Source organism: Paenibacillus tabacirhizosphaerae (assembly GCF_040812395.1).
Lineage (GTDB): Bacteria > Bacillota > Bacilli > Paenibacillales > NBRC-103111 > Paenibacillus_E.
The window spans coordinates 106762-120040 of sequence record NZ_JBFNXH010000007.1 but is presented as its reverse complement, the minus strand read 5'-3'; the positions used below and the strand labels follow the sequence as shown (position 1 = coordinate 120040).

Sequence of the window (13279 nt, the reverse complement as noted above, 5' to 3'; positions counted from 1 at the left end):
AAAATGAAGATAACGACACCGTCACGGTGTGTGAGGGTATACAAGCATGTTGAGGCGTATGTTTAATAAATTATTGTAGATGAAAGCGGTGTTTGTAAATGACTGGACGAGCGAAGGATAAGCATACGGAAACATTAAAAATGCGCGTTAATGATACTTTCTGGTCTCCCTACATCCAACTTGTTAAAAACATTGTGATCCCCTATCAGTGGGATGCACTTAATGATCTGATCGAAGATGCGGCGCCAAGCTATGCGATACGCAATTTCCGGATCGCCGCAGGCGATGATCATGGCTCTTTTGGCGGCATGGTTTTCCAGGACAGCGATTTGTACAAATGGATTGAAGCTGTAGGGTTTATGTTAGAAGCCCAGCCTGACCCGGAACTTGAGAAAGTTGCGGACGGCGTCATCGAACTGATAGAAAGAGCGCAGCAGGCTGACGGGTATTTGAATACGTATTTTACATTGAAGGAGCCTGACAATCGGTGGACGAATCTGGCGGAGTGCCATGAATTGTACTGCGCGGGCCATTTAATCGAAGCAGGCGTTGCGTATTACCAAAGTACAGGCAAGCGCAAGCTGCTGGAGGTGTGCTGCCGTTATGCGGATTATGTGGATACGGTGTTCGGCAACGAACCGGGCAAATTGCAAGGCTACGACGGGCATCAGGAGATTGAGCTAGCGCTGATGAAGCTATATGATGCGACCGGGGAGCAGCGGTATTTGAAGCTTAGCCAGTTCTTTCTCGACGAGCGCGGCAAGCAGCCAAGCTTTTATTCGCAAGAGTATGAGAAACGCGAAAAAAAGGTGCATTTTCCAGAGCTTGATATTGTGCACGATCTGGCCTACAGCCAGGCTCACTTGCCTGTGCGCCAACAAGATACAGCCGTCGGCCACGCCGTGCGCGTTGTGTATATGTGCACGGGGATGGCTCATGTTGCGGCAGTCACGAAGGATGAAGGCCTTATTGAAGCTTGCCGCAAGCTGTGGTCCAATATCGTCCGCAAGCAGATGTATGTCACGGGCGCGATCGGCGCTATGGCACACGGCGAGTCGTTCACGATCGACTATGATCTACCGAACGATACGGTGTATGGAGAGACGTGCGCATCGATTGGTTTGATCTTTTTTGCAAAACGGATGTTGGAGATTGAACCGAAGAGCGAGTACGCCGATGTGCTCGAGCGCGCCTTGTATAACACGGTCATTAGCGGCATGGCCAAGGACGGCAAGCACTTCTTCTATGTGAATCCGCTTGAGGTATATCCGAAGGCGAATCAAGCCAACAAAATATATGAACACGTGAAAGTACAGCGCCAGATGTGGTTCGGCTGCTCCTGTTGCCCTCCGAATATTGCCAGATTGATTGCTTCTCTGAACCGCTATGTATATACCGTAAAGGAGGACACACTTTATACGCATCTGTATATTGGCGGAGAAGCTGATGCGCTGCTTGACGGGCAGGTCGTGAGCGTGGAACAAACCTCTCGTTACACGATAGATGGCAGGGTTAGTTTCCTTGTGCAGACGGAGCGAGATCAAGCTGCTTTCACGTTGGCGCTAAGAATCCCCGAATGGTGCGAGCAAGTAGAGTATGTGGTTAATGGTGTCCCTTATACGCCTGATGAGATTGTAGACGGATATGCGAAAATCAATCGCGTGTGGCAATCGGGAGATCTAGTCGACATTCGTTTGGATATGTCAGTGCAGACGGTGAAAAGCCACCCGCTTATTCGGCAAAATGCAGGGAAAATAGCGCTTCAGCGCGGGCCGTTCTTGTATTGCATAGAGGAAGCGGATAACGGAAGCAACCTGCACTTGCTCACAATAAAGAGTGATGACCCGTTCAAAGTTGAATATGACCCTCATGTATTGGGGGGCATGCATAAAATTACTGCCTCTGCTTTGCGCGCCGAAGTTCCGAAGGATGAAGAGGCGTTATATTACAGCAATAAAGAGTGGGCATTAAGATCTGCTTATCCGACATTTATCCCGTATTATGCCTGGGGCAACCGCGGTGCTGGCGAGATGATGGTTTGGGTGAAAGCAACCAAGGGATAATGCAAAACGTTAAAAAGAATCCGAAGAGCCACCTACTTATTATAAGTAAGGGGCTCATTGGCGTTAAACGGGTACGGGCTTTCCTGAGAGATCTAGGATTGGCCGGTGAAATTTTTCCGGAAATTTAGCGGGGAGATGCCTTCTTTACTTGAGAAACAATAGGAGAAGTAAGAAGCATGCTGAAACCCGCTCTCTTCCGCAACCCTTGTCATGGACCAGTCTGTTTGAATCAACAGCTTTTTCGACTGCTCGATTCGATATTGCAGCAAATAGTCATTGGGCGTCATGCCGAATACTTTCAACATGCACTTGGCTAAGTAATTGGGGTGATAGTTCAACTGCTCTTGGAGCATAGCGTTCGATATTTTTTTCGTATAGTTCTGGCGGATGAATAACTCGATTTTTTCAGCCAAATGAAATGCAGTCATATCGGTTGTCGTGATCAATTCCCGGTTGATATGCTGCATAAATAGTTGAAAGGCATTCTGCTTTCTCCAGTTGCGCAGAGAACGGGCTTCTTGCTCTAATTGGAAAAAATACTCTAGAAGCTCAAAAGCTTTTGGAGTGAGCTTTATATATTTGGGGATGAAAATAGAGTTGACTTCGGCATGATTCAAAAACGCGCTTTTCTTGTGATCTTCGATCAGCGAGGCTTGATTTTCTAAGCACGTATTCATATCCGCGTACTCGCCCCACGCACCATAAGTATGAAAGTGAATCCAGATGATTTCTGTTTCTTGTTCACAAGGAGCCGTTCCATAATGGTTGAGATCCGGTCTGAGAATAACGGCTTCATGCTGCCGTACGACCCACTCATGTGGGCCCTCCCCAATATAAATAGCTCCTTTGGTAACAACAATCAAATCAAACGTACCGATCTGGCTCCTGGCAATATGCCGTTCCCCTTCCTTGTAGAAAGCGCTTCCGCAATCTAGGAAATAAGGAATGGGGGGAGCCATGAAATGCAGGATTTGTGGTTTCATTGTGCTTCCTCGAGTAGGTTCATATTTTTATAAAATTAGTTGCAAAATGGTAACTGTTACTAGTATCATACTTGATACAGCCTCAAAAATAAAGCGTTTTCATCATGGGAAACTAATGTTATCTTTGGTTATGGTAAAGTGATACAATTTAAGTAACTATTGTTATAGTAATTGGAAATAGATGTAACTATAATAATAAGACATTCAAGAAGAGAGGTGAAACCATGCTAGAACGTGAGATCAAGCAGCTGCTTACGGAAGAGGAATATTTGAAAATATTGGGGAGTGAAGATTTGCAGAACAGCAGTAAGCACCACCACATGCAAATCAATTATTACTACGACACAGATGATTATCAGCTGCACCAGCAAGGCATTACATTAAGGGTACGCCAGAAGGGCGCCAAGCTTAGCCTGGAAATGAAAACACCGTTCGAGGTGAGAGACGGCTACAAAGTAAAAAAAGAAGAAACGAAGCGCATGGATCAACTGAAGTCGGTCATTTGGTTAGCTCAAGAGTTTGATTCCGCTCCCATCCAGGTTGAGGTTCGATTAATTCAGCCATTAATAACGGAACGTACGCATTTCCAAATATCTGAGCACATTCAGGTCGACCTTGATAAGAACAGTTATCTCGGGCTGGTAGACTATGAATTGGAAATAGAATTTGACGAGGGCCATGAACAAGAAGCTTTGCATCTGTTTCAGATCTTATGCCCGAATCGAATAGCCCAGCCGAGCGGTGGGAAAAACAGCCGGTTTTTCCAACAATATTTCCAAATGTTGCGTAATCAACAAGCAGACAAAGGGAGGACTACGGATCTGTGGGTCAACAATATTACTTCTCAGAGGGAAAATTGAGGAGGAGCTTATGATAAAGGTGGTATTGGTTGATGATCAAAGGTTAGTGGTGGAAGGGATCAGATCGATCCTGGAAAGGGCTGATGATATTAAAGTGGTTGGCGTTGCCTCCGATGTGAGGAGCGCGATTCATCTGTGTTCGCAGCATGAGCCGGATGTCGTAATGATGGATATTCATATGCCAGGCTTCGACGGCATTGGACTGACTTCGCAAATACATCAACGGTTTCCGATGTCTCGAATCATTATTCTAACAGGCCATCAGGATATGGATTCGGTCATTCTTGCTATGAACAATGGTGCCAACGGCTATATGCTCAAAAATATTAATCCCGATGAGCTTGTGATGACCGTCAAGAGCACTGCGTTAGGACTTAGTGTCATGCACAAGGATGTGCTTGTTAAATTCACAAGACCAACGCCTGTTGCCGAACAGGCGGCACTTCCTGCTCAGATCCCCTCATCACTAGGCTTTACGGAAAGAGAAATGAGCATCATTAAGCATGTCGTTGAAGGCAAAGAAAACAGAGAGATTGCCTCGAGCATGTACCTGTCTCTGGGTACTGTCAAAAAAGCCTTGTCCACCATTTTGAAAAAGGTTGATGTGAAAGACCGCGTGGAGCTTGTTGTATATGCCATGAAAAATAATATGTTTTAGGGTGTCTTAAAAGGGACCAAGTGGATAAATATTGTTATCCTCTTGGTTTTTTTTATGCAAGAAGAGCCTTGCGGCTAACGAGATGCAGCCTTATGGCGTCTAGTTTCGCGGGAAAGACATGCTGTACGCTTGTAACAAGGCAAACAAAAGAAGGAGTGGGATTCATTGACGACGAATCACGACAAAATAATTGAAATCATCGCCATGGTTTTTCGACTGGAGGTTGATCAAGTAAAACGGCTATCAGGTGACGAGGCGTTAAGCAAAATTGGTTTGGACTCGATTAATTGTATGGAAGTTGTAGTGAACTTAGAAGAAGAGTTTTCGATCACATTCAGCGACGAGGAGCTGCTTCTCGATAATCTGAACACGCTTAACAAATTAGTTCAGATCGTGTCACTTAAGACGACGGGTGAACACAGCCTGATTTAAGGAGAGAAGAGACAGAGATGGCCTACATTGAAGTAAAAGATCTCGTGAAGGAATATCGATTAAATGTCCGCAATAAAGGCGTGCTAGGATCTTTGAAAAGTTTGCTTGTTCCTGAATATTCAACCAAAATAGCGGTCAATGGCATCAACTTCACCATTGAGAAGGGCGAAACCGTCGGGTTCATTGGTCCCAATGGAGCAGGCAAGTCTTCTACCGTTAAAATGTTGACGGGTATTCTGGTGCCTACCTCGGGGAGCATCACGATTGACGGACTTTCACCCTATAAGGATCGCAAGCAGAATGCGGCGAGAATCGGTGTGGTATTCGGACAGCGGACACAGCTGTGGTGGGACTTGCCGGTTAGCGATACCTATGACTTGCTAAAGCATATATACAAAATTCCAGAGAGCGTGTTTAAGAAAAATATGGACATGTTCAGCGACATGCTGGATTTGCACGAATTCATGCGCCAGCCGGTTAGGCAGTTGAGTTTGGGCCAGAAGATGCGGGCTGACATTGCGGCTGCGTTGCTGCATGACCCGGAAATTATTTTTTTCGATGAGCCTACAATTGGGCTTGATATCGTTGCCAAAGATAAGATCCGCGAATTTGTGAAACAGATCAATCGGGATAAGGGCACCACGATGCTCTTCACCACACACGACATGGTGGATATTGAAAAGACGTGTAACCGGATGATCATTATCGATCATGGGACGACTATTTATGATGGCACAGTGGACGAAATCAAGGCCCGATATGGGAGGGAACGAGTGCTGGTTGTTGAATTCGCAGAGAACTATCCTTCCATATTCATTCCCGGCGCTCAGCTTGTCCTGGAGAAGGATAAGAAGAAATGGTTCCGTTATGTCAAGGATGATGTGCAAGTTTCTGAATTGATTCATACGTTGTCGCAAAGATACAGCATTGTGGATTTGACGGTGCAAGAGACAGACATCGAAGAAATTATCCGGCAAATTTACCAAGGAGGTATTCATTTAGGTGAGAGTTTATCTGGAGTTTGCTAAGAAATCATTCCAGAATAATATCGTCTACAGAATGGATTATTTCGCAGGCGTCTTGAATGCGCTCGTCATGATCTTTGTGAATATTTCCATCTGGAAAGCCATTTACGAAGAAGAGGAGTCCCTTGAAGGCGTTCAGTTTAAAATGCTGGTCACCTACATTGTACTTTCATTCCTCATGCAGGTCGTGTATTCGATGGATGAGTATGTCATTGAATCCAAGGTGAGAAGCGGACTGATTAGCACCGATTTATTAAAGCCGATCAACTTTCGGCTCTATCTGCTATCCCATCATGTAGGCACGATGGTGTTCCGTCTCGTCATGCAGATGACGCCGGCCATTCTGGTTTCAATTTTTTTGTTCAAATTGCTTCCTCCGTTTTCCGTCAGCATGTTCGGGTATTACGTGCTCAGCTCCCTGCTTGGTTTTCTCGTTTTGTACAACTTGAATTTCATTGTCTGGGTCAGCTCGTTTTGGTTCTACTGGACGTTTAGTCTCGTTACGATCAAGGATGCGGCCGTTATGATTTTCTCCGGCGCGCTAATCCCGCTTTGGTTTTTACCGCAGCCGATTGTCGATTTCATCAAGCTGACGCCGTTCGATTCCATCTTCTACACGCCAATTCGCGTATATTTGGGCATGATTCCGCAGGAAGAGATTTGGGCAAGTTTAATGCGGCAATCGATTTGGATCGTAGTCCTGTTCGTACTAGGCCAACTGCTGTGGCGGGCGGCAGCCAAAAAACTGGTCGTTCAGGGAGGATGAAGATGAAGTTTACTTGGTGGGAATCTTTTATTTTGTTTTTGCGTTACACGAAACTGACGCTGAAAACGACATTGGAGTATAAATTCGACAGATCCTTGATAACGATCGCCATTTTTTGCAGAGAAATGATCAGCGTGGCCGTGATGTTTCTCATTCTTTTGCGCTTCCTGCATATCAAAGGATGGGAATTGAATGAGTTGATGTTTCTGTACAGTTTCTTGTTTCTATCCTATAGCCTGTTCGTCTTTCTTTTTGCCGGAGTGCGCGATTTTGACGGTATGGTGCATTCAGGTGAGTTTGATCGGCTTATGACGAGACCGCACGGACTGCTTTATCAAATCATCGCTTCCCGAGTTGATTATCCGGCAACGCTCGGCCATGGTATTGTAGGCTTGTTTTTGTTTATGAATACAGCCTTTTCCGTTGGGATTCATTGGACATGGTTCAATATCTTGTTCTATATCTCGTCCTTATTGGGCGGGGCGATTATTCAGGCTGCGATCTTCATGCTGTCCGCATGTTGCAGCTTCTGGTCAGTGAAAACGGAAAATTTGCGCAATCTCATCTTTTTCAACAGCAGAAGAGTCGCAGGATATCCGATTAGCTTTTATCCGGGACTCATACAAAAGCTGCTTATTTTCTTCATACCCTTTTCGTTTGTCAATTATTTCCCTGCCCAATTTTTTCTGAATAAAAGCGACGCTCAGCAGTATTGGAGCGGGTATATGTATTTGACGCCTCTCGTTGGTGTGGTCTTGTTCATTCTCGTGTACTTTATTTGGACGCAAGGAGTAAAGAGATATTCAAGCACAGGCAATTCGATGTATTAATTCTTGGTTAAGAAGGAGCAGACGACTATTCTCATGCGGAAATATTTGAATGTTATTGTACTCGGTGCAGTGCTTGTCGGCGCAGCCATCTACCTGACTTTGCGAATGGTGAGCATGAACGATTTACTGCTGGGAATCGGCTATTACGATCAGAAAATCAGTTTGATTAATACAGGGGATACACACGGACATTTGGTCTACGATGAAGCGAACGGCGGTTACTATACGCTGGATGAAGTGAATGTAGAGATGGGAATGCCTTTGGTCAAAGGTATCGTCAATGAACTGCGCAAGAACAATCCGAACTCGCTGTTCATCGACAGCGGCGATATGTTCCACGGGACGAATGAGGCGAATATATCGGAGGCGAAAGGCGTCGTCGAAGCAGCCAATTTGATGGGGTATGATGCGATGGCGCTTGGTAATCACGATCTGGATTTCGGCTTTGAACGAGCAGAAGAAATTAAAGCGGAGCTCAAGTTTCCTATGCTGTCGGCCAATACATTGCGTAACGGAAAGCCGGCTTTCGAGGCGTATAAAATTGTACAAGTCGGCGGCAAACAAATTGGCCTTTTCGGATTGACGGTGCCTGAAGCGCTTTCGAATATGAATGTGTCCGATCCGAATGGGGTCCAGTTCGAAGAACCTGCGGTGTCCGCGAAAAGAGTGATTGCCGAACTGCAAGCCAAGAAGGTGGACGCCATCATTCTGCTCTCGCACTTAGGCGATGATTTGGATAAGGAGCTTATCAAACAAGTAAACGGGATTGATTTTATCCTGAGCGGGCATCATCACTGGTTGTACAAGGATGTAGAAAAAATCAATCAAACGTACTTTGCGGAACCGGGCTCATATACGACGCATGTCGGTCTTGCTGATTTGTATTTCAGAAAAGGCAAGGTTGCTACTGTGGGTTGGAGCCTGCATAAAACGACGGATCAGTCGAAGGCAGATCCGGCGGTGGCGGCTGTCGCGAACTCCTATCATCAAATAGCCTTGGAAAAAGGCAAGGAGGTCGTGGGTGTAGCAGCTGTGCAATTGAACGGGATTCGTTCCCAGGTTCGCTCCAAAGAAACCAACTTGGCTAATCTGATTACGGATGCGATGCGGGAAGAAGGGAAGGCTGACATTGCGCTTCTCAATGGCGGAGGCATCCGTGAGAGTGTCCCTAAGGGTCAAATTACGCTGTACAACGTCGGCAAGCCGCTGCCTTTTGTCAACTCGCTTATTGTCGTTGAGATGACGGGAGAACGCATCTATGAAGCGCTCGAGAGAGGGCTTCGCGAATGGCCTAACGGAGCAAGCAACGGGGGGTTCCTGCAGGTTTCGGGCATCTCTTATGAAATTGACGGTTCCAAGCCAGCCGGCAAGCGCTTAGTGGGCGTAACGAAAGATGGACAGCCATTAGACAAAAACAAGGTATACAAGGTTGCAACCAACGATTATTTGGTGAACGGGGGAGATAACTACGTAGAATTCAACGATGCGAAGCTCATCCGCAAAGGCGATTTATTGCGCGATGTGGTTGCTGTATATATCAAGCATAAAGGAGAAATTACACAGCAGACTGACGGCAGAATTAAGATCATCAATGAGCGGTACAAATAAGAGAGGGGAAACATGAAGATGAAGCATGTCTTAAATAATGTACCTAGATACTACGAACCCTATGTAAATGATTGTTTTGCTACCGCATATGGGGCCTGCTTGGCTCATCAGGGCCACAATACGCAACTGGTGCTCGCTGACTATTTGTCCTTTATGTTCGATGAAGAAACAGGATATATCGGCACAACTTATATGTACAGATACTCCACTTCGGTCGAATTTACGGAGTCGGAATTAAACTCTTCGCTAGCGTTTATTTACTTCCCCAAAACGACGGAATTCCAAGGCGACACGGAGAAAACGATTTCCGTCAAATATCAAGACCGGATTCAAATCAGCATGTTCATTCATGATGATCCGGAAGTAGCGGCAGCACGGGTGAAAGCATTGATAGACGCGGGCAAACCCGTTGCTATCGTTGTGGATCTGCACTATATGAGCTATCACAAAGCGTTCATGAATGATCATGGACTGCATGCGATGGTTGTTGTTGGCTATGACGAAGAGAACGGCACATATGATGTTTTTGATAAATATGCGTTATCAAGCAGCGATTATGACGGCACACTTCCAATGTCCGCGATTAGGGAGGGCAGACTATCCGATACTCCGCGACAGAATCATCTGATCGGTGAGTACCGAAGACCTATTCGCAATTTGTGGATGGAATTCGACACAGGGACCGATTTTCAAATTACACAGGCAAAACTGTTGGCGGTTATTGAAGAAAGCTATGCAAGAATGTCGGGAACCCACCCTTTGTATCCGGGAGAATCCGGCTTGCAGCGGATTGAGGCTTTCATGGAAAGCTTACGGTTGAGGAAGGAAGAGCCGCTAGATGAAGCGAAGGTGAATTTGTTTAAAGAGTATTACAACACCAGCTTGAAAAGGGTTGCAAGAGGCAGACGGCGCTTCCGAGTATTTATCGAGGAAATTGCCGATATGCTGCCCAGAAATATAGTGGATGCTCTCAGCGAGCAGTTGCAGCTCTCGGAAAAACGATGGGACATTTGCGCCAATACCGCGCTGAAGCTGGCAATTAGCAAAGCGCCCCGTTTGTTCGATGACTTGGAACGCAATCTGCAAATTATCTTGGAAATAGAAGGCGGCATCGTGGAGCTGCTCCGCGAATGCCATCAATCATTTACTGTAAAGGAGAGTTAATTGAAATGAATATCAATGAACAAATTCTTGTCGCGATTAGCGAAGTCGCCGTCGGCATTGAAGTGGACACGATTAAGGATGATCAGTCGCTCGCTGATCTAGGAATCGATTCTTTGAAGTATGTGGAGTTGCTTGTTCGGATTGAGGAGCTGTGCGACATCGTTTTTGACGAATCTGACTTAGGCATGGAATCCTTGCGTAATGTTAGCGATTTGCAAGCTTTGACGGAGAAAACATTGCACTCGGCAAGCAGGTCCTTATGAGCTTGTGGCGCACGTTGGAAATCGCGATGCGCAGCAACGGAGATCGCCCTGCCCTAACAAGACCGGATGGTTTTCTCATGCTCTACTCAGAACTGTTGGAGCATGTTCATAAGAAGGCTGAGAAGCTTGGCACATTGATCCCTTCCGGCAGCAAAGTTGCCGTTATGGATCAACATCCCTTTCATGAAGCGCTCAGTGTACTGGCTTTCATTAAGCTTGGGATAACGATTATTCCGTTGGCGCTGAAATATGGCGAACAGCGAACTATACAAATTATTCATCACACCAAGCCCGATTACCTATACACAGGAGAGGCTTCATTAATTTCGAAACCACTGATTGAAGCTTGCATGTCGGCTGGGACAACGTTAATCGCTGATCAGACCGTATGTCTTGATGCGGATCAATGGAGAAGCGATTCGAGGAACAATAGGGAGGCTGCGGGGCTACCCCCAAGTCTAATTATGTATACATCGGGGAGCACGGGGCTCCCCAAAGGTGCGGTACTGACATATGAGAATATCGCTGCCAATATTCGCGATATTCAAACTTATTTGGAGGTGGGGGATGACGATCATCTCCTGATCCACCGTTCGTTAAGCCACGCATCCGTCATGACGGGCGAATTGTTATACGGTTTAATCGAAGGAGCACGTTTAACATTTTATACCGATGCTTTCGTACCGAGACGCATGCTTGCCTTTATGGAGCTGCATGGCATTACACAGTTTGGTACGACGCCGACCGTCATGTATCAGCTGGCCTTGGATAAGTCGGATTACAGGCTGCCTCATCTTCGTCAGGTCGCGCTGATGGGAGAGTACTTGCATCATCAAGTCGCATGCAAGATTAAAGACAAATGGCCGCATGTCACCTTCTTTATGATGTATGGCCAAACTGAAGCAGCACCACGTATCACTTATCTGCCTGCTTGCCATTTTGCTGAAAAAGATGGCTGCATTGGCATTCCTTTGCCCAGTCTTGACATCCGCATTGTCGATGAGCAGGGTGCAGATCGACAACAAGGTCAAGTTGGAGAGCTCCTTGTCAAAGGACCTAATATTTTCCATGGTTACTGGGCGCAGCCGGAGTTAACGGCAAGTAAATTGCGGGAAGGCTGGCTGCATACGGGGGACATGGTCTGCGAAGGGGAAGATGGATACTTGTATATGGCCGGGCGAAAGGACGATATGATCATCCGGGCCGGGATGAATATCTATCCCATCGAGATTGAGGAAGTTCTTTTGAAGGATTCCCGCATTCGTGAAGCGGTTGCGTTCGGGATTCCCGACCCCAAATATGGACACAAGCTGCATGTGTCTATAGTACCGGAGATAGAAGATGATCTCAGACCTATCGACGTGCTGGAGCTTTGTAAAAAACACTTGGCGCCTTATCAGGTTCCGGACGTCGTCCAGATTGTGAAAGAAATTGTGCGCAATGAATCAGGAAAAACGATCCGTAAACAAGTCGTAAGCGTGAATTAACTATTCAGGGAGTGATAAATATGAGCAAGACGTTGGAGCAAGAATTGGTATTGGAATTATCTCAATTTCGTTATCCGAACGCTGAACGGATCAATGAACTGATCGGAGAGAAACTGGATTGGGCAGAAATACTCGGTCATCTCGTCTATAACCGTACGGCTGGTATCGCGTACCATGTGCTGCGCAAATGCGAATCCCCCTTCTTTAATCGGGAGTTTGAATTCGGGCTGTTTCTCATTTATGAAATTCAAAGACAACGCACGCAATCCCATCGTACGTACATTACTCAAATCGCATCGGCGATGAATGCAAGCGGAATTCCTCATGCCTTTTTGAAAGGGTCGATACTAGCTCATTCCATTTATCCGATTGGCTGCCGAATTTCCAGTGATATCGATATTTTGCTGCGAGCGAACGATTTGACGGCATGCGGTAATGTGTTGAAGGAACTTGGATTTATTCAAGGGTTCTACGATGAGAATGAGCGTGTCGTTATTCCCGCCACTCGCCGGGAAATTCTGAATCACCGTATGAATTATGGCGAGGTTGTGCCGTACCGCAAAGCGGTGGATGAACCGGGCGTCAATTTGATCGAAATCGACATCAATTTTTCGTTGGATTGGATGGCGCATGGGACGGAGCAAGCGGTGGATAGCTTCATTCAGGAGGCGGAAGGTTATCCCTTCGAAGAAGGGGTGATGATCAGCTCCTTGCCGAAAGAGTATTTTTTAGCGCATCTGTGCGTCCACTTGTTTAAGGAAGCGGCTGTACGGACGTGGGTGGAGTTTCAGCGCGACCTAGGCTTGTATAAATTCGTGGATATTTATGGATTTTTGACCGATCCTCAGCTTCATCTGGATTGGGACAAATTTATAGAGATTGTGACGACGCATCAAATCGGGAATGAAGCCTATTATGCACTGGAGCACACAAGGACGTTCTTCCCGGCATTGGATCAATATGGCCCATTCATGCAGGCTTTAGAGCGCATAAAGCCGGCAAATACCGATTATTTAGAGCAGGTTGTGGATGCAGCCAATCCTCAAATCGTCTATCAATGGAATAAAGACTTGGTTAGCCGTTTTTTTGATATGAAACGATTTCATTGCTTGGACCGAGTAATGAGCAGCGTACAATAAA

The 13279-nt window shown here is 46.1% G+C and carries 13 protein-coding genes; 12 read left to right on the top strand and 1 reads right to left on the bottom strand.

Annotated features, from left to right (window positions below; genetic code table 11):
• The first annotated feature begins 98 nt into the window (after positions 1–98).
• A complete protein-coding gene (locus tag ABRS97_RS14755; protein WP_367815074.1) occupies positions 99–2063 on the top strand; it encodes a glycoside hydrolase family 127 protein in 1965 nt (654 codons plus the stop codon).
• 92 nt (positions 2064–2155) lie between these two features.
• Here ABRS97_RS14755 and ABRS97_RS14750 read toward each other — a convergent pair whose 3' ends face one another.
• Positions 2156–3046: a helix-turn-helix transcriptional regulator gene (locus ABRS97_RS14750; protein ID WP_367815075.1), complete on the bottom strand. Its 891-nt coding sequence runs from the start codon at positions 3044–3046 to the stop codon at positions 2156–2158.
• A 224-nt stretch (positions 3047–3270) separates the two neighbouring features.
• Between ABRS97_RS14750 and ABRS97_RS14745 the strand changes: the two genes are divergently transcribed.
• The 11 genes from ABRS97_RS14745 to ABRS97_RS14695 all read left to right on the top strand — a co-directional run bounded on the left by ABRS97_RS14745 (position 3271) and on the right by ABRS97_RS14695 (position 13278).
• Positions 3271–3906 (top strand): CYTH domain-containing protein, encoded by a 636-nt coding sequence (locus tag ABRS97_RS14745; protein ID WP_367815077.1) that lies wholly within the window; start codon positions 3271–3273, stop codon positions 3904–3906.
• Between the two features lie 10 nt (positions 3907–3916).
• Positions 3917–4564: a response regulator transcription factor gene (locus ABRS97_RS14740; RefSeq protein WP_367815078.1), complete on the top strand. Its 648-nt coding sequence runs from the start codon at positions 3917–3919 to the stop codon at positions 4562–4564.
• A 165-nt stretch (positions 4565–4729) separates the two neighbouring features.
• Positions 4730–4996 carry an acyl carrier protein gene (locus tag ABRS97_RS14735; RefSeq protein WP_367815079.1) on the top strand — a complete coding sequence of 89 codons (267 nt, stop codon included), beginning with the start codon at positions 4730–4732 and terminating at the stop codon, positions 4994–4996.
• Between the two features lie 17 nt (positions 4997–5013).
• On the top strand, positions 5014–6024 hold the full coding sequence (locus tag ABRS97_RS14730; RefSeq protein WP_367815081.1) for an ABC transporter ATP-binding protein: 1011 nt from the start codon (positions 5014–5016) through the stop codon (positions 6022–6024).
• The gene (locus tag ABRS97_RS14725; RefSeq protein WP_367815083.1) at positions 5999–6787 is read left to right on the top strand and encodes an ABC transporter permease; all 789 of its coding nucleotides are present in this window, start codon (positions 5999–6001) and stop codon (positions 6785–6787) included. Before ABRS97_RS14730 ends, ABRS97_RS14725 begins: the two co-directional genes overlap by 26 nt.
• Positions 6788–6789: 2 nt before the next feature.
• Entirely contained in the window at positions 6790–7617 is an 828-nt protein-coding gene (locus tag ABRS97_RS14720; RefSeq protein ID WP_367815085.1) for an ABC transporter permease, read from the top strand.
• Positions 7618–7650: 33 nt separating this feature from the next.
• On the top strand, positions 7651–9225 hold the full coding sequence (locus ABRS97_RS14715) for a bifunctional metallophosphatase/5'-nucleotidase (protein WP_367815087.1): 1575 nt from the start codon (positions 7651–7653) through the stop codon (positions 9223–9225).
• Between the two features lie 18 nt (positions 9226–9243).
• Positions 9244–10389, top strand: coding sequence for a BtrH N-terminal domain-containing protein (locus tag ABRS97_RS14710; RefSeq protein WP_367815089.1), 1146 nt, complete (start codon positions 9244–9246; stop codon positions 10387–10389).
• 5 nt (positions 10390–10394) lie between these two features.
• A complete protein-coding gene (locus ABRS97_RS14705) occupies positions 10395–10652 on the top strand; it encodes an acyl carrier protein (protein ID WP_367815091.1) in 258 nt (85 codons plus the stop codon).
• A complete protein-coding gene (locus ABRS97_RS14700; RefSeq protein ID WP_367815093.1) occupies positions 10649–12139 on the top strand; it encodes a class I adenylate-forming enzyme family protein in 1491 nt (496 codons plus the stop codon). Before ABRS97_RS14705 ends, ABRS97_RS14700 begins: the two co-directional genes overlap by 4 nt.
• 20 nt (positions 12140–12159) lie before the next feature.
• The gene (locus ABRS97_RS14695; RefSeq protein WP_367815095.1) at positions 12160–13278 is read left to right on the top strand and encodes a nucleotidyltransferase family protein; all 1119 of its coding nucleotides are present in this window, start codon (positions 12160–12162) and stop codon (positions 13276–13278) included.
• The last annotated feature ends 1 nt before the right edge of the window (position 13279 follow it).

What these genes read in the sequence shown, in the direction of transcription:
- ABRS97_RS14755 (WP_367815074.1), top strand. Translation starts at nt 99, where the DNA reads ATGACTGGACGAGCGAAGGATAAGCATACGGAAACATTAAAAATGCGC.
- ABRS97_RS14750 (WP_367815075.1), bottom strand. Translation starts at nt 3,046, where the DNA reads ATGAAACCACAAATCCTGCATTTCATGGCTCCCCCCATTCCTTATTTC.
- ABRS97_RS14745 (WP_367815077.1), top strand. Translation starts at nt 3,271, where the DNA reads ATGCTAGAACGTGAGATCAAGCAGCTGCTTACGGAAGAGGAATATTTG.
- ABRS97_RS14740 (WP_367815078.1), top strand. Translation starts at nt 3,917, where the DNA reads ATGATAAAGGTGGTATTGGTTGATGATCAAAGGTTAGTGGTGGAAGGG.
- ABRS97_RS14730 (WP_367815081.1), top strand. Translation starts at nt 5,014, where the DNA reads ATGGCCTACATTGAAGTAAAAGATCTCGTGAAGGAATATCGATTAAAT.
- ABRS97_RS14720 (WP_367815085.1), top strand. Translation starts at nt 6,790, where the DNA reads ATGAAGTTTACTTGGTGGGAATCTTTTATTTTGTTTTTGCGTTACACG.
- ABRS97_RS14715 (WP_367815087.1), top strand. Translation starts at nt 7,651, where the DNA reads ATGCGGAAATATTTGAATGTTATTGTACTCGGTGCAGTGCTTGTCGGC.
- ABRS97_RS14710 (WP_367815089.1), top strand. Translation starts at nt 9,244, where the DNA reads ATGAAGCATGTCTTAAATAATGTACCTAGATACTACGAACCCTATGTA.
- ABRS97_RS14705 (WP_367815091.1), top strand. Translation starts at nt 10,395, where the DNA reads ATGAATATCAATGAACAAATTCTTGTCGCGATTAGCGAAGTCGCCGTC.
- ABRS97_RS14700 (WP_367815093.1), top strand. Translation starts at nt 10,649, where the DNA reads ATGAGCTTGTGGCGCACGTTGGAAATCGCGATGCGCAGCAACGGAGAT.
- ABRS97_RS14695 (WP_367815095.1), top strand. Translation starts at nt 12,160, where the DNA reads ATGAGCAAGACGTTGGAGCAAGAATTGGTATTGGAATTATCTCAATTT.